We start from the raw sequence: 21,494 nt of genomic DNA on the forward strand, positions 1-21,494 counted from the left end.
ACCGCAGCTCACCGCCGATGTTGGCGACCCGCCCGAACTATCGTGCAGTGGTCGACGCAGGGCCGGGCAGTGGTCCCGTACCCCCGGTCACCGACGACGCCGGCGTGGACTGGGCCGGCACCGCCGCACTCGGCACCCCGACTTGCTGCGCGGTCGACTGCGCACCTGGCAAACCGCCGGGCAGCGCGGCGCCCTGCTGCTGCGCGGCCTGCATCAACCCCATCAACTGCGGCAAGGTGACCGGCAGCTTGCACGTCGACCCGAGGCTCTGCAACGGCTGCTGCAGCTGCTGCAGATCCTTGGCGACCTGAGGGTTGGCGTCCAGATAGGTCTTGATCGCGGCAAGCGACTGCGGCCCGGGCTGCTGTTGGCTGATGGTGGTCAGCGCCTGGTTGGTCTGCGGGTGGGCGTCGAGGTAGTTGCCGGTGTTGGTGGCAACCCGGCCGACCGTGCGCGCGACCTCACTGGCCGCGCAGGGATCGGTTGCGGCGGTCGCCGAGGGCCCCATGAGAAGGGTCGCAGCCGCGCCTCCGGCAGCGGTGGCCACCAAGGCGGCGGCAAGGCCGCGACGCAGCCGATGGGCGGTCAGGCCGGTTTCGGCGCAGGTCATGGCAACTCCTTACGGTTTGCGAACGTCCAGCTGCCTCGCAAACGCTGCGATCGGCGGCATGCGCAACCCCCGACGCATATGGATCGGGGGTCATCTTGCCACCTGTATCGCCAGGCCGGCCAAATCCGTTAGCCGATCCACAGTGTGGTCCCGACCACCGACCCCAACATCTCGGACCGATCTCAGTAGGATCTGAGCGGCGGGTCACTCTACTTCAGTGGAGGTACGCTCACGCTGGCGCAACGCCGAGTCACGCCCGGGGGAGAAAGAAGGGGCCTCGCATCCAGCAGTTCATGATGCGCTTGAGCAGCAATCTGCGCAGATTCCGCTGGGCGGTGTTCGCGGCATGGTTGCTCCTTCTGGTGCCTTCGATCTACCTCGCCCTCAACCAGTCGTCGAACCTGACCGGCGGCGGTTTCGAGGTCGAGGGCTCCCAGTCCCTGCACGTGCAGCGCCAGCTCGAAGAGCATTTCCCTGACCAGGGCGCTTCTCCGCTGGCACTGGTCGCCGCGCCGCGCGCGGACGCCTCGTTCGCCGACATGAACGCGGCGGTCGTGCGACTCGAGAAGATCGCGGCCGAGGTGCCCAGCGTCAAGATCGTCCCCAACCCTCAGCAGCCCGCACCTCAGCCGGACCGGCCCTACGTCATCACACTGCAACTCGACTTCAACAACTCCGGCGCGGTCGACGTGGCCAAGCAGCTGCGTCAGAAGGTCGGCATCCACGGTGAGGATCCCGGCCAGACCGAGGACGGCAAGGTCAAGTTCTACGTGATCGGCCAGGGAGCGCTCGGTGCGGCGGCCACGCAGGCCACCAAGCACGACATCGCCGCGGCCGAGAAGTGGAATCTGCCGATCGTCCTGATCGTGCTCCTCGCGGTGTTCGGATCGCTGGCCGCTGCGGCGTTGCCGCTGGTCCTCGGCATCTGCACGGTCGTGGTGACCATGGGGCTGGTCTACGCGTTGTCGATGGTCACCACGATGAGCGTGTTCGTGACGTCGACGGTGTCGATGTTCGGTATCGCGCTGGCCATCGACTACTCGCTGTTCATCCTCATGCGGTTCCGCGAGGAGCTGCGGGCCGGTCGCGAGGCGCCCGAGGCCGCCGACGCCGCCATGGCCACGTCGGGTCTCGCGGTCGCGCTGTCGGGTGCGACCGTCATCGCGTCGGTGACGGGCATCTACCTGATCGGCACGCCAGTGCTGCGGTCGATGGCCACCGGCGCGATCCTCGCGGTCGCCGTCGCGGTGCTGACGTCGACGACGCTGACGCCCGCGGTGCTCGCGACGTTCGGCCACGCCGCCGCCAAACGATCGTCGTATCTGCACTGGTCCCGCCGGGTGGAGGCGTCGCAATCGAAGTTCTGGACGCGCTGGACGGGCGCCGTGATGGCCCGCCCGTGGGCGTCGGCCCTGGCCGCCGCCGTGCTGCTGCTGACCCTGGCGGCGCCCGCGTTCGGCATGGTGCTCGGCAACAGCATGCAGCGCCAGTTCGAGCCGACGCACGAGATCCGCGGCGGCGTGAACGCGGCCGCCGATGCGCTCGGCCCTGGGGCACTCGGTCCGGTGCGCGTGCTCGTGACGTTCCCCAAGGGTGACGCGTCGGGTCCGGCAGGCACCGCGACGCTCGACGCGGTGCGCCAGGAAATGGCCAAGGCGCCCAACGTCGTGATGGTGCAGCCGCCGGTGTTCGCCGACGACGGCAACAGTGCTCTGCTGTCGGCGATCCTGTCCGTCGATCCCGAGGACATGGCCGCGCGTGAGGCCGTCGACTGGATGCGCGAGAAGCTGCCGCCGCAGGCCGGTTCCGAAGCCCGCATCGACGTCGGCGGCCCGACCGCGCTGATTAAGGACTTCGACGACCAGGTCTCGGCCACCCAGCCCTACGTCTTCCTGTTCGTCGCGACCATCGCATTCGTGATGCTGCTGGTGTCCATCCGGTCGCTGTTCCTGGCGCTCAAGGGCGTGCTGATGACGGTGCTGTCGGTCGCGGCGGCCTACGGCAGCCTGGTCGCGGTGTTCCAGTGGGGCTGGTTCGAGAAGCTGGGCTTCGAGAAGATCTCGTCGCTCGACAGCACCATCCCGCCGCTCGTACTGGCCATGACGTTCGGTCTGTCGATGGACTACGAGATCTTCCTGCTGACCCGGATCAGGGAACGGTTCCTGCAGACCAACAACACGCGTGACGCCGTGGCCTACGGCGTCAGCACGAGCGCGCGCACCATCACCAGCGCCGCGCTCATCATGATCGCGGTGTTCATCGGGTTCGCGTTCGCGGGCATGCCGCTGGTCGCCCAGCTCGGGGTCGCGTGCGCGGTGGCCATCGCGGTCGACGCGACGGTGGTCCGGCTGGTGCTGGTGCCCGCGTTGATGGCCATGTTCGACGAGTGGAACTGGTGGCTGCCGCGCTGGCTCGACCGTCTGCTCCCCGAGGTCGATTTCGAGAAGCCGCTGCCCCAGGTCGAGCTCAGCGATCTGGTGATCATCCCCGACGACATCTCCGCGCTGGGCCCCACAGGCGCAGACCTGCGCATGATGGTCCGCTCCGCGGCCCGCATGAAGAGCCTGGCCCCGCAGACGATCTCGGTGGCCGATCCGTTGGCGTTCAGCGGCTGCAGGCAGGCCGCCACGAGGCTGGCCGCGCAGCGCCCCGGCCGCACGCCACCCTGCCCGCCCGGCGTACACCCGGTCACGATGTGGCGCGGCAGGCTGTCGGTCGCGGTGGACGCGCTGGAGACCGAGGCCGGCACCGAGCGGCCGCCCGTCGAGCGCCGCGGCCCGGTCGAGACCACCAACGTGCAACTGCCGACCGGTGACCGGCTGCAGATCCCCACCGGAGCCGAGACGTTGCGGTTGAAGGGCTATCTGATCATGTGCCGGAACAGCACCAAGGACTACGCCGATTTCGCCGACCTTGTGGATTCGATGGAAACTCTAACCGCAGCACAGGTGTTGTCCGGAATGGATCGGTACTACTGTGGGCAGCGCCCGAGGAATCGGGGGGTGGCCACTGCACTGGTGCGCCGCCTCGCCGACCCGCAGCCGTCCGACGAACACGACATCAGGATGTCGGGGCCCGAGGCAGCTGCGGAATGGGAGAAAGTCAGGCAGCGCTGCCTGTCGGTAGCTGTGGCCATGCTCGAGGAGGCGAAGTGACGTTGGCCCCTGATGTTCGGGACACGCGCAATGCACGGCGCGACAACGTCCCGCAACGTCAACGCCCCCAGGCTCCCCGGCAGCGGCCCGCGCCGTCCGCGGCGCAGCGCCGGCCGGCCTTCGACGACCGGCCGGTCGAATACTGGCCGACCGCGGCGATCCGGGCCGCACTCGAGACCGACGACCTCACGGTGTGGCAGCGCATCGTTGCCGCCATCAAGCGCGATCCCTACGGCCGGACCGCGCGCCAGGTCGAGGAAGTGCTGGAAACCGCGCGCCCGTACGGGGTTTCGAAGGCCCTCGCCGAGGTGCTGACCCGCACGCGCGAACACCTGGAAGCCACCGAGCGGGCCGAGGTGGCCCGCCAGGTGCAAGGGCTGCTGCGCCGGTCCGGTCTGGAGCCGCAGGAGTTCGCGTCGCGCATCGGTGCGTCCAACGAGGCCCTCGCGACCTATCTGGAAGGCACGGACAGCCCTCCGGCCTCGCTGCTGCTGCGCATGCAGCGCCTCTCGGACCGCTTCGCCAAGATCGCCGCGCAGCGCTCCGCCAAACCCTCCAAGTAGTAGCTCCGCCTTAAAATCTGGCCGCGGCTATGGCTTCCCGGCCGGCTCGCGGACTGGTATCGATGGATACCCGTGACTGACCGCACCTTCGGCCTGGCCACCCGTGCCATCCATGCGGGCCAACGGCCCGACGCCGCGACCGGCGCCCGCGTGACCCCGATCTACGCCAACGCCGGTTTCGTGTTCACCGATACCGACGACGCCGCCAACCTGTTCGCGCTACAGAAGTACGGCAACATCTACAGCCGGATCGCCAACCCCACTGTCGCGGCGTTCGAGGAGTGCATCGCCAGCCTGGAGGGCGGACTCGGTGCGGTGGCCACCGCGAGCGGACTGGCCGCACAGTTCGCGGTGTTCGCGGCGCTGACCGGGGCGGGCGACCACATCGTGTCGGCCGCAAGCCTCTACGGCGGCACTGTCACCCAACTCGACGTGTCGCTGCGCCGGTTCGGCGTGGACACCACATTCGTCGCGGGCACCGATCGTGCCGATTACGCGGCGGCCATCACCGAGCGCACCCGACTGGTGTACGCAGAGGTGATCGCCAACCCGTCCGGCGAGATCGCCGACCTGGCGGGGCTCGCCGCCGTCGCGCACGACGCGGGGCTGCCGCTCGTGGTCGACGCCACGGTCGCCACACCGGCGCTGTGCCGGCCCATCGAACACGGCGCCGACATCGTGGTCCATTCCGCCACGAAGTTTCTCGGCGGCCACGGCACCACGTTGGGCGGCGTGGTGGTCGATGCCGGTCGATTCGATTGGGGCTCAGGCAAATTCCCTCAGCTGACCGAGCCGGTCGCGTCGTACGGCGGGTTGAGCTGGTGGGGCAACTTCGGCGAGTACGGTTTTCTCACCAAGCTGCGCAGTGAACAACTGCGCGATCTCGGTGCCACGCTGGCACCGCAGTCGGCGTTCCAGCTGTTGCAGGGCGTGCAGACACTGCCGCAGCGGATGGCCGCGCACATCGCCAACACCCGGGCCGTCGCGCAGTGGCTGGAGGCCGATCCTCGCGTGAGCTACGTGCGCTGGGCAGGCCTGCCGTCGCACCCGCATCACGACCGCGCCGCGCGCTACCTGCCCGACGGGCCGGGTGCGGTGTTCGCTTTCGGCGTCGAGGGTGGCCGCGCCGCGGACGAGCGGTTCATCAACTCGGTACAACTGGCGAGCCACCTGGCCAACATCGGCGACGTCCGCACCCTGGTGATCCACCCGGCCAGCACCACGCACCGGCAGCTCACCGACGGCCAGTTGCACACCGCGGGCGTCGGCCCGGAGCTGGTGCGGATCAGCGTGGGCATCGAGGATGCCGACGACATCATCTGGGATCTGGACCAGGCCCTCGGAGGCAGCGAATGACTGACGCCCTGACCCGCCAGCGCATCCTGCGCGAGACCCGCTCGGTCGCGATCGTGGGGGCCTCGGCCAACCCGTCACGAGCCAGCTACTTCGTCTGGACGTACCTCAAGTCGACCACCGACTACGACATCTATCTGGTGAACCCGACCATCAGCGCCATCGAGGGCACCGCGGTCTATCCGAGCCTGGCCGAGCTGCCCGTGGTGCCGGACCTGGTCGACGTGTTCCGCCGCCATGACGATCTGCCCGGGGTGCTCGACGAGACCCTCGCGGTCGGGGCCAAGACGCTGTGGTTGCAGCTGGGCCTGCGCCACGACCAAGTGGTGCGCGACGGCCAATCGGCGGGCCTGCAGGTGGTGGCCGACCGCTGCCTCAAGATCGAGCACGCACGTTTCGCCGGCGGCCTGCACCTGGCCGGCTTCAACACCGGGGTGATCGACTCGCGTCGGCCCTGACCGCGACCCGCGCGTCAGGCGTCGGCGAGCCTTACCGCGAATGCAGCGGGCTCACGTTGTCGACCAGCCAGCGGCCGTCGGTCTTGCTCAGCGTGACCCGCAGTGCCAGCACGGCGTTGTCGGTCGGCTTGCCCGGGACGCTCTGGGTGCCGCGCAACACCACCGCGACACTGGCGGCCTGCGGCCCGAGCGCCTCCACGCCCGCCGAGATCGTGGTGGCCTGGGCGGAGACGTTCTTGGCCGTCAGATCCTTTGCCACACCGGCGAATTCGTTCTTGAACGCATCCGCCCGTTCGGGGGTCATCTGGCTGGTGGCCCGGTCGATCGAAGCCGTCGGGCTCTGCGGCGTGAACGTCGCGGTCGCCTCCGACACGCTGCTGGCGATTCGCACGACCTCGGCGCTGTCCTTGTTGAAGGCCCGGTCGGGCAGGGTCCATCGCAGGTAGCCCACGACCACCGCAGCCACCAACGCGACCGCGGCCACACCCACCACCGCCAGCCGCAGGCCGGGCCCGTCGTCGTCGGTGCCGACGGTCACGCCGTCGCGCCGGGCCAGCACCACGTTGACGATCACACCCTGCACGATCAGCAGGCACAGCACCGAGCACACCGAGACCCACCACAGCGGCCAGTCCAGCGCCAGGCCGATGAACACCAGCGCGAGGATCGCCGCGACCGGCGCGGCGATGTCGAACGCGGCGACCCGCAGCCGGTTCCTCATCGGATGGGCTCCAGCCGCGAGATCATCAGTTGGCCGTCGACGTCGGAGACGTCGAGCCGCAGCGTCCACCGCACGGTCTGCGGCTTGTCGGTGCCCGCGTTCTGGCTGATGGACGTGGCGACCACGAGCACGGTGTCGATGCGCGACACCATCCCGGACAGTTCGGGTTGTTCACGTTTGACCGGATTGCCGTTCGGCCCGGGCGGCGGGTGGTACAGCGACTCGATGGACACCGAGTCGATCTGGCCGGTCGTGCTGGACTGCAGGCGTTGCACCAGGTCGCGGTACGGCTGCACGGCCGAGTCGAAGTCGGCGTTGAGCTGGCCGACGGTCCCTTCGTGCAGCTTCTGCATGCCGGCCGTCACGGTGTCCTTGTTCATGTTGATCAGGACGTTGGTCCAATCGGCAGCGGTTTGCAGTACGCGGGTCTGATACGCGCGTTCGGAGACCTCGCCGCGGTGTCCGGACCAGATCATCGCGCCCAGCACCACCGCGGCCACGGCGATCACCCCGAGAACGGCCGACGCGATGCCGTAGCTGGTGAGGCCGCCCGATGACTCGTCGGCGCTGTCGTCGGTGCTGTCCTTGTCGGCCTTGCTGTCCTTGCTGTCCTTGCTGGGCGCATCGGGCATGGCCGTGAGGGTACCGGTGCGCCGCAAGCCCCAGAGCACCGCCGAGGCGTCTGGAAGAATGTCGGGGTGACGGTAGAAGCTCTCCGCTCGGGCATTGACCTGAGCCATGTCGACTCCCACGCCCGCCCCCAGGACGACCTGTTCGGCCACGTGAACGGCCGTTGGTTGACCGACTACGAGATCCCCGCCGACCGCGCGACCGACGGCGCCTTCCGGTCTCTCTACGACCGCGCCGAAGAGCAGATCCGCGACCTGATCACCCAGGCCGCTGCCGCGGGCGCCGCCAAGGGCACCGACGAGCAGCGCATCGGCGACCTGTACGCCAGCTTCATGGACGAGGCCACGGTTGCCGCGCGGGGCCTGCAACCCCTGCTCGACGAGTTGAGTCTCATCGATGCGGCCGAGACGCCGGATGCGCTGGCCGCGGTGCTCGGCGGCCTGCAGCGCACCGGTGTGGGCGGCGGGGCCGGTGTCTACGTCGACACCGATTCCAAGAACTCGTCGCGCTACCTGCTGCACGTCGGCCAGTCCGGCATCGGGCTGCCCGACGAGTCGTACTACCGCGACGAGCAGCACGCAGAGATCCTCGCCGAGTACCCCAAGCACATCGCGCGGATGTTCGCGCTCGTCTACGGCGGGGACCAGGCCGAGACCGCGGAACGGATCGTGGCGCTGGAGGCCAAGCTGGCCGCCGCGCACTGGGACGTCGTGAAGCGGCGCGACGCCGACCTGACCTACAACCTGCGCACGTTCGCCGACCTGCCCGCCGACGCCCCCGGCTTCGACTGGACCGGATGGGTGCACGCGCTGGGCACGACGCCCGAGACCGTGGCCGAACTCGTGGTCCGCCAACCCGACTACCTGAGCGCGTTCGCGGCCCTGTGGTCGAGCGAGGATCTCGAGGACTGGAAGGCCTGGGCCAGGTGGCGCGTCATCCACTCCCGCGCCGGCCTGCTCACCGACGACCTGGTCGCCGAGGATTTCGCGTTCTACGGCCGCACGCTGTCGGGCACCGAGCAGATCCGCGACCGCTGGAAGCGCGCGGTGTCGGTCGTCGAGAACCTCATGGGCGATGCGCTGGGCAAACTCTATGTCGCACAGTATTTCCCGCCCGAGGCCAAGGCCCGCATGGACGAGCTGGTCGCCAACCTGCGCGAGGCCTACCGGGTCAGCATCAACAAGCTCGACTGGATGACCCCGGAGACCCGGGCCAAGGCGCTGGCCAAGCTGGACAAGTTCACGCCGAAGATCGGCTATCCGGCACGCTGGCGTGATTACTCGGCGTTGGAGATCGAGCGCGACGATCTGTACGGCAACTACCGCCGCGGTCATGTCGTGAGCTCTGACCGCGAGCTGGACAAGCTCGGCGGCCCCGTCGACCGCGACGAATGGTTCATGACGCCGCAGACCGTCAACGCCTACTACAACCCGGGGATGAACGAAATCGTGTTCCCCGCAGCTATTCTGCAGCCGCCATTCTTCGACGCGAACGCCGACGACGCTGCCAACTACGGCGGCATCGGCGCGGTGATCGGCCATGAGATCGGGCACGGTTTCGATGATCAGGGCGCAAAGTACGATGGCGACGGCAACCTGGTGGATTGGTGGACCGACGCCGACCGGGCCGAATTCGGGCTGCGCACAAAGGCTCTCATCGACCAGTATGAGAAGTTCACGCCGCGTGGGCTCGACCCGTCACACCACGTGAACGGCGCCTTCACGGTGGGTGAGAACATCGGCGATCTCGGTGGGTTGTCCATCGCACTGCTGGCCTATGAGCTCTCACTCAAGGGCGAGGAAGCGCCGGTGATCGACGGGCTGACCGGCGTGCAGCGGGTCTACTTCGGCTGGGCTCAGGTGTGGCGCACCAAATCCCGCGAGGCAGAGGCGATCCGGCGACTGGCCGTCGATCCGCATTCGCCGCCGGAGTTCCGGTGCAACGGCGTGATCCGCAACATCGACTCCTTCTACGAGGCGTTCGACGTGTCGGAGTCCGACGAGCTGTACCTGGAACCCGAGCAACGCGTGCGCATCTGGAACTGACGATCTCCCGCGAGCAGACACTTAGGTACCCGGTTTGGCGCGTTTTCGGGTACCTATGTGTCTGCTGGGCAGGGGAAGCTAGCGGTACTTCGTCACGTAATCGGTCATGGTGGCCAACTGGTAACGCGACACCTCCGCGGCGTTCTCGTTCTCCGCGAACACACTCGACACCATCACCGTGTCATCACGATCATAAAACCCCAACCCCGCCAAGCCGGCGAAGAACTCGTCCCAGTCGATGTCCCCATCACCGATCTTGAGATGCTGATGCACCCGCACCGGATTACCCGGCGGATTGGTGATGTAGCGCAACCCATGCGACGCACGATGATCCATCGTGTCGGCCACATGCACCAACCGCAACCGCTCCCCCGCCGCGGCCATGATCTCGGCCATGTTCGCCCCCATGTGGAAAGCGTGGCACGCGACAAACACAAAGCCCACATTCGGCGAATTCAACCCCCGGATGATCCGCACGGCCTCCACACCGTCCTCGACGAAATCGTCGGGATGCGGATCGATACGCACATCGATGCCCTCACGCTCGAAGATCGGCAACAACTCCTCCATGGACCGGAAGAACGCCCGCTCAGACTCCTCGGCCTGCTCCGGGCGCCCCGAGAACTCGGTGTTGATCACATTGACCCCGAGATCCACCGTAATCTCGATGACGCGCTTCCAGTAACGCACCGCCGCCTCCCGGGCATCCGGATCCGGACTCGACCACCGCAACACCGGCAACACCGACGCGATCCCCACCCCCGCCTCGACACACGCCTTACGGAACGCCGCCACCAGAGCATCATCGGCGCGGGGATGGTTGAAGAACGGAATGAAATCCCGATGCGGCGTCAACTGCAACCACTCATACCCCAACTCCGCCACCACCCGCGGAAACTCCAACAACGAATGCGAATGATGAAACGGCGTCGGATCCAACGCAATCTTCATCGTGTCCCTCTCTTTGCGTAGTCGGCAACAGCGTCGATGTTGGTCACGTCGATGAATGCGGGCCCGGTGAGCGTGGGCTCGCCGCCACCGATCACGTTGCCGTTGTTGAGGTAGAGCCAGAGTGCGTCGATGGCGAGATATCCCTGCAGGAACGGTTGTTGGTCGATGGCCCATTGCACCTTGCCGCCCTTGATGGCGTCGACCAATGCGGCATTGGTGTCGAACGTGGCGACTTTCGCGGTGCTGCCCGCGGTCGCGATGGCATCCGTGGCGGTGATCGCGATCGGCGCGCCCAACGTGACGACGTAGTCGACGGACGGATCCTGCCGCAGCTTGGCGGTGATCGTCGATTGCACCGACGGCATGTCGGTTCCGTTGACGTTGAGCGTCTCGATGTGCCCTCCGTAGCCGGAAGCCACACCCGCACACCGGGATTCGAGAGCGATGTTGCCCTGGTCCTGGATGACGCAGACGACGTTCTTGGCGCCGTCCGCCGCGAGTCGCTTACCTGCCGCGATCCCGGAGACCTTCTCGTCCTGACCGAAGAAGGCCCTGGCGCCGGCAGCCTTCCAAGCGTCGATGCCGGCGTTCAAGGCAACCACCGGGATGCCGTCGGCGACCGCTCGCTGTACCGCCCCGGTCAAGGCCTCAGGCCGTGCGAGCGTCACCGCGATCGCGTCGACCTTACTGTCGACCGCGTTCTGCACGAGGTTTGCTTGATCGGGGCCCTGCAGTTCGGCCGAGTACTTGAGCTCGATGTTGTCCTTGGCGGCCGCGGTTTCGGCGCCCTTGCGCACGAGATCCCAGAACGTGTCGCCGGGCGGGCCGTGCGTGACCATGGCGACGGTGAACCGCGGGGTGTCGGCTTGTCCCGCGGACATACCGTCGCCGGAGGTGCGGGGTTTGCCGCCGGTCGACGAGCAAGCGCTCAGCACGATGACGACGGCGGCCAGAGCAGCTGCGAACCTTGGAGCTTTCATGATCTCAGCCGACGATCGTGGAGTTGGCGGCCTTGAGGGTTTCGGCGGCGACCTGCAACCCCTCCAGAGGGCCGAACCCGACGTCTTCGTGCTCGATGTTGACCCACATGTCGGGGTCCACCCGCTCCAGCGCCTGCAGGAACCGCGCCCAGAAGTCAGTGTCGTGGCCGCGCCCGACAGCCACGAAGTCCCATGCCGAGTCTTCAGGCCACTTGTTGACCACGTGCTTGCCGCCGAGCCCAGTAGGGTTTTGGTCCAACGGAATTCGCGCGAACCGCTCATCGAGGACACCGTAGATCCTGCAGTTGTCGTTGATCCGGGTGTCCTTGGCCGCCGCGTGGAACACCAGCGGACCGAGCCAGTCGATTGCGGCGATCGGGTCGATGCCCTGCCAGAACAGGTGCGATGGATCCATCTCGGCACCTACGTTGGTGGCGCCGGTGCGCTCGACGAGACGCTTGAGCGTCGGCGGATTGAACACCAGGTTCTGCGGGTGCATCTCGATGGCGACCTTGACACCGTTCTCCCGGGCGAGCGCGTCGATCTCGGTCCAGAACGGGACCGCGACTTCATCCCACTGGTAGTCCAGCGAGTCGAGGTAGCCGGAGTCCCATGTGTTGACGTGCCACGCGGGCCACTGACCACCCGGATGCGCTTGGGGCAGACCGGACATCGTGACCACGCGGTCCACCCCGAGCAGCCCCGCGACCCGGATGGCGTTGCGCAGGTCTTTGGCGTCCTCGGGTCCGACCTCAGGGTCAGGGTGCAACGGGTTGCCGTTGCAGTTCAGCCCGGCGATCGAGACACCGGTGCCGTCGAACTCGGACAGGTACCGCTGAGGGGTCACCGCACCGGACAGCAGGTCGGCCACGGGCAGGTGCGGCGCAGGCAGGAAGCCGCCCGCGTTGATCTCGGCCCCGGTCAGCCCGAGCGATGCGATGGTCTCCAACGTTTCACGCAGAGGCAGGGCATGCAGGATGGCAGTATAGACACCCAGTTTCATGGTGAATTCCTTTCTGATCAAACGACTTTGACAGTGTTGCCGCCCGAACGGGCAGATTCGGCGACGGCGGAGACGACGCGCAACCCGTGCAGGCCTGCGTCGAAGCCGGGCAGTGGACCAAGGTCGCCGATCCCGGCGATCTGGTCCAAGAAGGCGCGAGTCTGGTACGCGAACAGGTCGGCGACTCCGTGCCCGACACCACCGGCGTCCATCGGCAGACCGCCGCGGATATACGGGTGGCCGGGTCCGACGATGATCCGTCGCGGCCCGGCCAGTTCGGCACGACTTTCGGCGGTCGAGATGCCGAATTCGCCGGGGCGGTGCAGGTTCCACGACGCCGACCCCGCCGAGGCGAACAGTTCGAAGCCCAGCCCGTCGGGCAGGTCGTGCGCGACACGCGAGGCCGAGAAGGTACCGACCGCGCCGTTGGCGAACGTGGCCGTGAAGGTGGCGACGTCCTCGTTCTCCACCCGAGCCATCTCGTCGGTCACGACGGCCTTGGTGTGCCCGTAGGTGACCCCGATCGGCACAGGACGTTCCGTGACCAGTGTGGCGAACACAGCACCAGCAACCTCGACGACTGGCCCGCACAGGAATTCGCTCAAGTCGATCAGGTGGCTGCCCACGTCGGCGAGCGCTCCACTGCCAGGCCCGCCGCGGTACCGCCAGGTGATCGGGGCAGTCGGGTCCAGCGCGTAGTCGCACCAGTAGTGGCCGTTGAAATGCACGAGCTCGCCCAGAGTTCCCGCGGCAAGCTCGCGGCGGATCTGCTCGACCGCAGGCGAGCGGCGGTAGGTGTAACCGACCGCGGTGACCCGGTCCGACCGTTCGGCCGCCGCGACCATGGCCTCTGCATCGGCAAGGCTTCCCGCCAAAGGCTTTTCGCACAGCACATGCTTGCCCGCAGCCAGGAGACCTTCGACGATCTCGCGGTGCAGGTGGTTGGCGACCACCACGCTCACCGCATCGATGTCGGGCGCCTCGGCGATCGCGCGCCAGTCGTACTCGGCCCGGTCATAGCCGAAGCGCTTCGCGGTGTCGTCGGCCACCGCGATGTTGGTGTCAGCGATCGCCACCAGCCGCACCTCCGGCCGGTCGGTTCCGAACAGCGTTGACGCGGTGCGATACCCGGCGGCGTGCGCCCGCCCGGCCATACCGCCACCGATCACGGCGACACCGATCGGCTGATAGGTCACAGTCACATTCACACCCCTTGGCTCGAACTCCTTAAACCGATCTATTTGACCGGTCTAAGTCAGCTACTATGATCGTCATCACACGGCGCTGTCAAGCCCCGAAAGGAGTCGCATGCCCACCAACCGCGACCGGCCGACCATGCAGGACGTCGCCGACCGGGTCGGCGTCTCGAAAGCGTTGGTGTCGCTGGTGTTCCGCAACGCACAGGGGCCCAGCGCCGAGACGCGGCAGCGCGTGCTGGCCGCGGCCGACGAGCTGGGCTATCAGGTCAACCGGGCGGCCGCGCTCATGACGGCGAAGCGCACACACCTCATCGGCGTCGTCGCCAATATCCGCAGCCCATTTCATACTGAGCTGGTCGAGGACATCGTCGCCGAGGCCGACGCCGCCGGCTACGAAGTCGTGCTCGGGGCGGTCACGCCGACCCACCCGGAATCGGCCGTCCTGGAAACGCTGCTCAGTTTCCGGTGTGAGGCGTTGATCCTGCTCGGGCCCGAACTCGGCGAGACCAAGCTCGCTGATCTGGCCGAGCGAGTGCCCGTTGTGGTGGTGGGCCGGCGTACCTCATGCCCCGCGGTGGACGTGGTCCGCACCGCCGACGCCCGCGGCATCGGCAAGGTGGTGGATCATCTGGTGACACTAGGGCACCGCCGCATCAGTCACCTGGGCGGCGGGTCGGGCACCATCCCCGCCGACCGCAAAGCCGGGTACCTGCGGGCCATGAAACGGCACGGGCTAACCGACGAGAGCGACGTCATCGACGGGGATCTCACCGAGAACTCCGGTATTGCAGCGGCGCGCCTGCTGCTGGAGCGCGCGCGACGACCCACAGCAGTCGTCGCGGCCAACGACCAGAGCGCCATCGGACTACTCGACCAGTTGCTGCGCGCCGGAATTCAGGTGCCCCGCGACATCTCGGTCGCCGGCTACGACGACAGCGTGCTGGCCCGGCTGGCCCACATCGACATGACAACCGTCAGCCAGGAACCCAGACAGCAGGCTGAAAGCGCCGTCAAAGCTGTTGTGGGACGGCTCGACAACGGCCGCACCGAGCGGCTCGACGTGGTGCTCGAACCACGGCTGGTGCTGCGCCGCACCACCGGATAACGCGAGACACAAAGAGACAGAAAGGTGCCCCCCTTCCGTGGAAGAGGGGCACCTTGCCGACGAGTAGAACGGCTTAGAACATCTGCCAGTCCGACGCGCCGTCCGGCGCGTTGTAGAGACCGACGGAGTTCTTGATCACCACGGGATCGCCGCTGCCGAAGTTGTCGTAGAACCACTGGGCGTTGGCGGGACTGAGGTTGATACAGCCGTGGCTGACGTTCCGTTTGCCTTGATCACCCACCGACCACGGCGCGCTGTGGACGAAGATGCCGCTGTTGTCGATCCGGACGGCGTCCTGAACCTTGAGCTTGTAGCCCTCGGGCGACGTGTTGGGCACGCCGTAGGTCGCCGAATCCATGATGATGTCCGGGAACTTCTCCAGCACGTAGTACGTGCCGTTCTTGGTCTCGTGCTTGCCGTCGGGCTTACCCATCGACACCGGGAAGGTCTTCTCCAGCTTCCCGTTACGCATGATCTCCATCTGGTGGGTCTTGTCATCGACCGTGGCCACCAGGTAGTCGCCCACCCGGAAGCTGGACTTAGTGCCCGCGGCGTCGATGTTCACCACGGTGTTGGACGGCCAGAAGTCCTGCGGGCGCCAGCGCACCTGGGTGTCGGTGACCCAGTAGAACCGGCCCGGAACCGGCGGGTTGGACGAAATGTGGATCGCGTCCTCGGCCATTTTGCGGTTGGCGATGGGCCGCTGGAACTCGATGTAGATGGGCTTGGCGACGCCGACCATCGACCCGTTGACCGGGTTGATGAATTTCGGCGGCAGGAACGGCGGTTCGCCCGTGAACGGGGTCGGGTTCTGCCCCGCCGGGGTGCCCTCGGGGATGACTGCGGGCGCGCCATAGTTGACGACGGGCGCCGGCGTGGCAGGATCCGCGGCGGGCGGAGCGAGTGGGTCAGCCACCGGCGGCAGGGCCACCGGATCCTGTGGCATCGGGGGTGCCAGTGGATCGGGGGCGGCCGGGTCGACGGGCACCGGTGGCGGCGGCACGTCAGGGTCCGCGAAGGCGGACGGGCTGGTCAGCACCATTCCGCCGAGCAATCCGGCCGTCATCAAGACGGTGATCAGCCTGCGTTTTGCCGGTTTCGGCATGCGTTACCTCCAGACAACACAACTCGGTCCAGTGTCGCACAGCGCGGAGACCAGCTACTCCCGTGAGAGGCCGCCACACCCCGACTTCGGCCGCGTCCACGGCGCTGAACTGCACTGTTAGTCGGTGCGCGGGTGTCAAGCGTTACTTCTCGCTGGTTGCCCAGGGAACGGCGAACAGCCCCCGACTGGACAACACTCCGCTCAAGGCCGCGACGATCAGTCCGGCTGCGGCCGCGATCATGGCAGCAATGCCCCAGTTGTCATAGATCCCGCCACCGATGAGTGCGCCTGCCATGATCCCGATCTGAAACGCCGCGACGTACAGCCCGGATGCGCCGTCGGGGTCGGCGGGCGACGTGCGCATGGCTGTCGCCTGCAGCATCGGCGGCAACGCGGTCGACGCGGCTCCCCACGCCACCACCGCGGCCACCCCCACGACCACGGTGACCAACCCGGCTCCCGCGTATGCCAGCACCGCGAGCGTCGTCAATGCCGCCGCCAGCACCACCAGACACCCCGCGACCGACGCCTTGGGCCAGTGGTCCAGCGGACGCGCCATCGCCGCCATCGCGGCGAGCCCGGCGATGCCGTATCCGGCAAGCAGCCACGCCAGGTGCGGGCCGTGCACACCGACCACGTCGCGGATGATCGCCACGATGAACGTGTAGGCCATGAAGTGGCCGGTCACCCCGATGAGTGTCAGCACCGACAGCGTCACCAACCGCGAGTTGCTCCGGTGCCGGCGCGGCGGCGCGTCGGGTTCGGACGTCACCGGCATGGCCGGCAACATGAGCCATGCGGCCACCGAAACGGCCGCGGCGGCCACGGCTACCGCCGTCACCGCCATGCGCCAGCCCCACAGCTCGCTCAGCGCGGCCGTCAGGGGGTTTCCCACCACCAGCGCAAGACCGGTGCCGACGTACACCGCGGCGGTCGCGCGCCCGGCGTAGTTGGGCGGGACCAACCGCGCGCCGATCGGCGCGATCACCGACCACATCAACCCGTGCGTCAACGCGCACAGCACGCGGCCGCCGGCCAGCACCGCGAAGTTCGGTGCGGCTGCCGAAATGACTTGGGAGACAGTCAAAGACACCAACGTGACGAGCAGGGTCGTGCGGCGCGGCCACCGCGCGGTGAGCCGCACGAGGGCGACCGTGGTCACGGCGGCCACCAGCGCGTAGCTCGCCATGAGCGTGCCCACCAGCCCCTCGCTGACGTCGAGGTCGTCGGCGATCACGGCCAGCGCGCCGACCGGGAGCACTTCGGCGGTGACGTAGACGAAGGCCGCCGACGCCAGCACGGTGAGCTGCACCCAGACCCGCAGGGTCCAGGGACGTGCCTGCAGCGGTTTCACGGTCATGCTGGGATGACACGGTAGTGCGTGGAAGTTGCAGTTCTGGATAACCGAACCGAAAGGATGCGTGATGGTTGCTGTTCCGGATGGCTTTGAAGACCTGCTCGACCGGCCGCTGTTCGGCCACTTGGCCACGACCCGGCCCGATGGCACGCCGCAGGTCAACCCGATGTGGTTCGACTGGGACGGCAAGCACCTGCGCTTCACGCACACCACCAAGCGGCAGAAGTACCGCAACGTGACCGCACATCCCGAGGTCGCGATGTCCATCCACGACCCGGACAACCCGTATCGCTACCTGGAGGTGCGCGGCGTGGTGGACGAGATCGTGCCCGACCCGACTGCCGCGTTCTTCCTTCACCTCAACGACCGCTACAGCGGGTCGCTGAACGAGGTGCCCGCCGACGCGGCCGACCGTGTGATCCTCGTGGTCCGCCCGACGTACTACGGCAAGCACTGACATGCTCGTCGCATTCAGTGTCAGCCCGTCCGGTGGCGACGAGACCGGCGGCGTGAGCGAAGCCGTCGCCGCGGCGGTGCGGGTGGTGCGCGAGTCGGGCCTGCCCAACGAGACCAACGCGATGTTCACCAACATCGAAGGCGAATGGGACGAGGTGATGGCCGTGGTCAAGAAAGCCGTAGAAGCGGTGGCCGCAGCATCGCCGCGCGTCAGCCTGGTCCTCAAGGCCGACATCCGCCCCGGCTACACGGGGCAGCTCACCGCGAAGGTGGAACGGATCGAGCGCGAACTCGGCGGCGGTTAGAAAAGACCGCGCGTCAGGATCGCACCAGGCGCGCGATCGCGGCCGACGCCTCGGCCAGTTTGGCGTCGGCCTGCTCGCCGCCCTCGGCGACCGCTTGCGTGACGCAGTGCCCGAGGTGTTCGTCGAGCAGTCCCAGCGCGACCGATTGCAGCGCACTGTTGACGGCACTGATCTGGGTGAGGACGTCGATGCAGTACTTGTCCTCGTCGATCATCTTCGCGATGCCACGGACCTGCCCCTCGATCCGGCGCAGCCGCTTGGCGTAGTTCTCCTTCTGCGGTGAGTAGCCGTGCACCGCCGTCTCGTCAACCACTTCCCACCATCCGCATCGTCCGTCGCTGCCGTTACCACACCAGCATACCGGTACCCCACCGGGGTATGCATATCGGTTTGGCCGGGAGAAACACCGCGGGCATACTTGCAGCCATGCCCTCAGACTCCCCTGACATCAAACCCCGCAGCCGCGACGTCACAGACGGCCTGGAGAAGGCCGCAGCCCGGGGAATGCTTCGGGCGGTAGGCATGGGCGATGACGACTGGGTGAAGCCGCAGATCGGCGTCGGGTCGTCGTGGAACGAGATCACGCCGTGCAACATGTCGCTGCAACGGCTGGCGCAGGCGGTCAAGAACGGTGTGCACGAAGCCGGCGGGTACCCGCTGGAGTTCGGCACCATCTCGGTGTCCGACGGTATCTCGATGGGCCACGAGGGCATGCACTTCTCGCTGGTGTCGCGTGAGGTGATCGCCGACAGCGTCGAGACCGTCGTGCAGGCCGAGCGCCTCGACGGCACCGTGCTGCTGGCGGGTTGCGACAAGTCGATTCCCGGCATGCTCATGGCCGCAGCCCGCTTGGACCTCGCGAGCGTCTTCTTCTACAACGGCTCGATCATGCCGGGTGTCGCGAAGCTGACCGACGGCACCGAGAAGGAAGTCACCATCATCGACGCCTTCGAGGCAGTCGGCGCATGCGCGCGCGGGCTGATGTCTCGCGAGGACGTCGACATCATCGAGCGCGCGATCTGTCCGGGCGAGGGCGCGTGCGGCGGCATGTACACCGCCAACACCATGGCGTCGGCCGCCGAGGCGCTGGGCATGTCGCTGCCCGGCAGCGCATCGCCGGTGGCCATCGACAAGCGTCGCGACGAGTACGCCCGCAAGTCCGGTGAGGCCGTCGTCGAGTTGCTGCGCCGCGGCATCACCGCGCGCGACATCCTCACCAAGGAAGCATTCGAGAACGCCATCGCGGTGGTCATGGCCTTCGGCGGATCCACCAACGCGGTGCTGCACCTGCTGGCCATCGCGCGCGAGGCCGAGGTCGAGTTGACGCTGGACGATTTCACCCGCATCGGCAGCAAGGTGCCGCACCTGGCCGACGTGAAGCCGTTCGGTCGTCACGTGATGAAGGACGTCGACGAGATCGGCGGTGTGCCGGTCGTGATGCGCGCGCTGTTGGATGCCGGTCTGCTGCACGGCGATTGCCTGACCATCACGGGCAAGACCATGGCCGAGAACCTCGCCCACATCGCCCCGCCCGACCCGGACGGCAAGGTGCTGCGCGCCATGAACAACCCGATCCACCCCACGGGCGGCATCACGATCCTGCACGGCTCGCTGGCCCCCGAGGGTGCCGTGGTGAAGTCGGCCGGCTTCGATTCCGATGTGTTCGAAGGCACCGCAAGGGTTTTCGAGCGCGAGCGGGCCGCCCTCGATGCGCTGGAGGACGGCACCATCACGCACGGCGACGTCGTCGTCATCCGCTATGAGGGCCCCAAGGGCGGCCCCGGTATGCGCGAGATGCTGGCCATCACGGGCGCCATCAAGGGTGCCGGGCTGGGCAAGGACGTGCTGCTGATGACCGACGGCCGGTTCTCCGGCGGGACGACGGGCCTGTGCGTCGGCCACATCGCCCCCGAGGCCGTCGACGGCGGGCCCATCGCGTTCGTGCGCGACGGGGACCGGATCCGGCTCGACGTCGCCAACGGCACGCTCGACGTGCTGGTCGACGAAGCCGAGTTCGAGGCCCGCAAAGCCGGGTTCGAGCCACTGCCGCCGCGCTACAAGACCGGTGTGCTGGCCAAGTACACCAAGCTGGTGCAGTCGGCGGCCGTCGGAGCTATCTGCACGTAGGCGTCTGCGCGGTAGAGTGACGTCGGGCGCGCAGGATCGCCCGACGTCCGCTCGAAGAGGCTCAGCCTCCCTGCTGGTTAGTTGCCATGTGACCGACCTCTTCTCGGCCCGATTCGCGGACGCGGGCATGTGAGAGGAGGCCGTCATGGCCAGCTGTCTGCCCAACAACCCTTCGCTCGACCGGCTGCGCGCGGATGCCCGCAAGCTGCAACGCGCCGTCACCGCATACGATCCGGAGGCCGAGGATCTCGTCCGTCGGCATCACCCGCAGCCCGACATCGCGCTCGCACGGGACCGGTTCGCGCTGCACGACGCACAACTGACCGTGGCCCGCGGCTACGGGTTCACCGGCTGGCCCGCGCTGGTGCACTACCTCGAGTTGGCGGCCGGCCTCAGCGTCGACCCGGGTGCGCTCGACGAGACCGCCCTGAGCACCGCCGACCGGTTCTGCTCGTTGGCGTCGTTGCGCTACAACGAAACCGACGCACCACCACGTCGGCAGGCCGCCGCGGACCTGCTGGCCAACCGGCCCAACCTGGTGGCCGAGAGCATCTGGGCCGCCGCGTCCGCCGCGGACCCGCACGCGGTGTCCCGCCACCTCACCGATCGGCCCGCACTGGCGACGCGCGCGGGTGGACCGTTCGGCTGGGCACCGCTGATGTATCTGTGCTACTCACGGGTTCCGTTGCGCCGCAACGTCGATGACGTGCTCACGTCGGCAACCCTGCTGCTCGACGCCGGCGCCGACGCCAACGCGGGCTACCTGTGGTGTGGGCTGTCGACACCGTTCACGGCTCTGACCGGGGTGTTCGGCGAGGGCGAGCAGGGCCCGCGGCGTCAGCCCCGGCATCCGTTCGCGACCGAGCTGGCCACCCTCCTGCTGACGCGCGGTGCACATCCGGTCGACCAGCAGACGCTCTACAACCGCATGTTCCGGCCCGACGATTCGCATCTGGATCTATTGTTCGCGCACGGCCTGGCCGACGCCGGACCCAGCCCGTGGGAGCAGCGGCTGGGTGAGGCGATGGAGACCCGTGAGCAGATGTGGCGCCGCCAGGTGGCGTGGGCCGCCGAGCACGGGTTCACCGATCGGCTCGAACTGTTGGCACGCAACGGAATCGATGTCACCGGAGTGGCCGTGGCAATGCCCGGTTTTCCCGACGACCCGAATGCCAGGGATGACGACGGCGCCACGCCGCTGCACCAGGCCGCCTGGGACGGTGACGTCGCGATGATCGACCGGCTGCTCACCGCGGGCGCCGATCCGACCCTCACCGATACGCGATTCGGCTCGACCCCGCTGGACTGGGCCGAGCACGCGTACCAGACCGAGGCCGCCGAGCTCCTGCGCAGGCACACCCCGGAGTGAGG

At 67.7% G+C, this 21,494-nt stretch carries 20 protein-coding genes; 10 read left to right on the forward strand and 10 right to left on the reverse strand.

The genetic code is table 11. The features are described 5' to 3' along the window. Window positions 1–37: 37 nt before the first annotated feature. Window positions 38–610, reverse strand: coding sequence for a hemophore (locus G6N67_RS09835; RefSeq protein WP_036432510.1), 573 nt, complete (start codon window positions 608–610; stop codon window positions 38–40). Between the two features lie 293 nt (window positions 611–903). On the opposite strand from G6N67_RS09835, the gene G6N67_RS09840 reads away from it, so the two are divergent. The 4 genes from G6N67_RS09840 (at window position 904) to G6N67_RS09855 (ending at window position 6,139) form a co-directional block, all read left to right on the forward strand. Continuing rightward, window positions 904–3,765 (forward strand): MMPL family transporter, encoded by a 2,862-nt coding sequence (locus G6N67_RS09840; protein ID WP_036432508.1) that lies wholly within the window; start codon window positions 904–906, stop codon window positions 3,763–3,765. Next, the gene (locus G6N67_RS09845) at window positions 3,762–4,328 is read left to right on the forward strand and encodes a hypothetical protein (protein WP_036432506.1); all 567 of its coding nucleotides are present in this window, start codon (window positions 3,762–3,764) and stop codon (window positions 4,326–4,328) included. Before G6N67_RS09840 ends, G6N67_RS09845 begins: the two co-directional genes overlap by 4 nt. Window positions 4,329–4,400: 72 nt before the next feature. Continuing rightward, the gene (locus tag G6N67_RS09850) at window positions 4,401–5,684 is read left to right on the forward strand and encodes an O-acetylhomoserine aminocarboxypropyltransferase/cysteine synthase family protein (protein ID WP_036432504.1); all 1,284 of its coding nucleotides are present in this window, start codon (window positions 4,401–4,403) and stop codon (window positions 5,682–5,684) included. Next, a complete protein-coding gene (locus G6N67_RS09855) occupies window positions 5,681–6,139 on the forward strand; it encodes a CoA-binding protein (protein ID WP_036432502.1) in 459 nt (152 codons plus the stop codon). The genes G6N67_RS09850 and G6N67_RS09855 overlap by 4 nt, the downstream gene beginning before the upstream one ends. Before the next feature lie 31 nt (window positions 6,140–6,170). Here G6N67_RS09855 and G6N67_RS09860 read toward each other — a convergent pair whose 3' ends face one another. Then, entirely contained in the window at window positions 6,171–6,860 is a 690-nt protein-coding gene (locus G6N67_RS09860) for a hypothetical protein (protein ID WP_036432499.1), read from the reverse strand. Next, window positions 6,857–7,492, reverse strand: a complete 636-nt coding sequence (locus G6N67_RS09865; protein ID WP_036435494.1) for a hypothetical protein — start codon at window positions 7,490–7,492, stop codon at window positions 6,857–6,859. The genes G6N67_RS09860 and G6N67_RS09865 overlap by 4 nt, the downstream gene beginning before the upstream one ends. 66 nt (window positions 7,493–7,558) lie before the next feature. Between G6N67_RS09865 and G6N67_RS09870 the strand changes: the two genes are divergently transcribed. After that, entirely contained in the window at window positions 7,559–9,535 is a 1,977-nt protein-coding gene (locus G6N67_RS09870) for a M13 family metallopeptidase (protein ID WP_036432496.1), read from the forward strand. 78 nt (window positions 9,536–9,613) lie between these two features. Here G6N67_RS09870 and G6N67_RS09875 read toward each other — a convergent pair whose 3' ends face one another. From G6N67_RS09875 to G6N67_RS09890, 4 genes are read right to left on the reverse strand one after another with little or no spacing between them, the layout of a single operon-like run. Further along, complete coding sequence (locus G6N67_RS09875; RefSeq protein WP_036432494.1) at window positions 9,614–10,486, reverse strand: sugar phosphate isomerase/epimerase family protein; 873 nt, start codon at window positions 10,484–10,486, stop codon at window positions 9,614–9,616. Beyond that, window positions 10,483–11,466 (reverse strand): sugar ABC transporter substrate-binding protein, encoded by a 984-nt coding sequence (locus G6N67_RS09880; RefSeq protein ID WP_051578696.1) that lies wholly within the window; start codon window positions 11,464–11,466, stop codon window positions 10,483–10,485. The genes G6N67_RS09875 and G6N67_RS09880 overlap by 4 nt, the downstream gene beginning before the upstream one ends. Before the next feature lie 4 nt (window positions 11,467–11,470). Further along, a complete protein-coding gene (locus tag G6N67_RS09885) occupies window positions 11,471–12,469 on the reverse strand; it encodes a sugar phosphate isomerase/epimerase family protein (RefSeq protein ID WP_036432493.1) in 999 nt (332 codons plus the stop codon). A 17-nt stretch (window positions 12,470–12,486) separates the two neighbouring features. Continuing rightward, window positions 12,487–13,665 carry a Gfo/Idh/MocA family protein gene (locus tag G6N67_RS09890; RefSeq protein ID WP_036435491.1) on the reverse strand — a complete coding sequence of 393 codons (1,179 nt, stop codon included), beginning with the start codon at window positions 13,663–13,665 and terminating at the stop codon, window positions 12,487–12,489. A 112-nt stretch (window positions 13,666–13,777) separates the two neighbouring features. On the opposite strand from G6N67_RS09890, the gene G6N67_RS09895 reads away from it, so the two are divergent. Continuing rightward, the gene (locus tag G6N67_RS09895; protein WP_036432492.1) at window positions 13,778–14,773 is read left to right on the forward strand and encodes a LacI family DNA-binding transcriptional regulator; all 996 of its coding nucleotides are present in this window, start codon (window positions 13,778–13,780) and stop codon (window positions 14,771–14,773) included. 73 nt (window positions 14,774–14,846) lie between these two features. Here the strand turns inward: G6N67_RS09895 and G6N67_RS09900 are convergent, their stop codons facing one another. Both G6N67_RS09900 and G6N67_RS09905 read right to left on the reverse strand, forming a co-directional pair. Further along, window positions 14,847–15,878 (reverse strand): L,D-transpeptidase, encoded by a 1,032-nt coding sequence (locus G6N67_RS09900; protein ID WP_036432491.1) that lies wholly within the window; start codon window positions 15,876–15,878, stop codon window positions 14,847–14,849. Window positions 15,879–16,020: 142 nt separating this feature from the next. Then, entirely contained in the window at window positions 16,021–17,238 is a 1,218-nt protein-coding gene (locus tag G6N67_RS09905) for an MFS transporter (RefSeq protein ID WP_036432488.1), read from the reverse strand. A 64-nt stretch (window positions 17,239–17,302) separates the two neighbouring features. Between G6N67_RS09905 and G6N67_RS09910 the strand changes: the two genes are divergently transcribed. Together G6N67_RS09910 and G6N67_RS09915 are read left to right on the forward strand one after the other, a co-directional pair. Beyond that, window positions 17,303–17,692: a PPOX class F420-dependent oxidoreductase gene (locus G6N67_RS09910; protein WP_036432486.1), complete on the forward strand. Its 390-nt coding sequence runs from the start codon at window positions 17,303–17,305 to the stop codon at window positions 17,690–17,692. A 1-nt stretch (window position 17,693) separates the two neighbouring features. Further along, the gene (locus tag G6N67_RS09915; protein ID WP_036432484.1) at window positions 17,694–17,996 is read left to right on the forward strand and encodes an MTH1187 family thiamine-binding protein; all 303 of its coding nucleotides are present in this window, start codon (window positions 17,694–17,696) and stop codon (window positions 17,994–17,996) included. Between the two features lie 13 nt (window positions 17,997–18,009). On the opposite strand, the gene ricR is transcribed toward G6N67_RS09915, so the two are convergent. Beyond that, on the reverse strand, window positions 18,010–18,309 hold the full coding sequence (gene ricR / locus G6N67_RS09920; protein WP_036432482.1) for a copper-sensing transcriptional repressor RicR: 300 nt from the start codon (window positions 18,307–18,309) through the stop codon (window positions 18,010–18,012). A gap of 113 nt (window positions 18,310–18,422) precedes the next feature. On the opposite strand from ricR, the gene ilvD reads away from it, so the two are divergent. Further along, a complete protein-coding gene (gene ilvD, locus G6N67_RS09925; RefSeq protein WP_051578695.1) occupies window positions 18,423–20,123 on the forward strand; it encodes a dihydroxy-acid dehydratase in 1,701 nt (566 codons plus the stop codon). A 145-nt stretch (window positions 20,124–20,268) separates the two neighbouring features. Next, entirely contained in the window at window positions 20,269–21,492 is a 1,224-nt protein-coding gene (locus tag G6N67_RS09930) for an ankyrin repeat domain-containing protein (protein WP_036432478.1), read from the forward strand. Window positions 21,493–21,494: the final 2 nt, after the last annotated feature.

This window comes from Mycolicibacterium mageritense (assembly GCF_010727475.1).
In the GTDB taxonomy this organism is placed as follows: Bacteria; Actinomycetota; Actinomycetes; order Mycobacteriales; family Mycobacteriaceae; genus Mycobacterium; species Mycobacterium mageritense.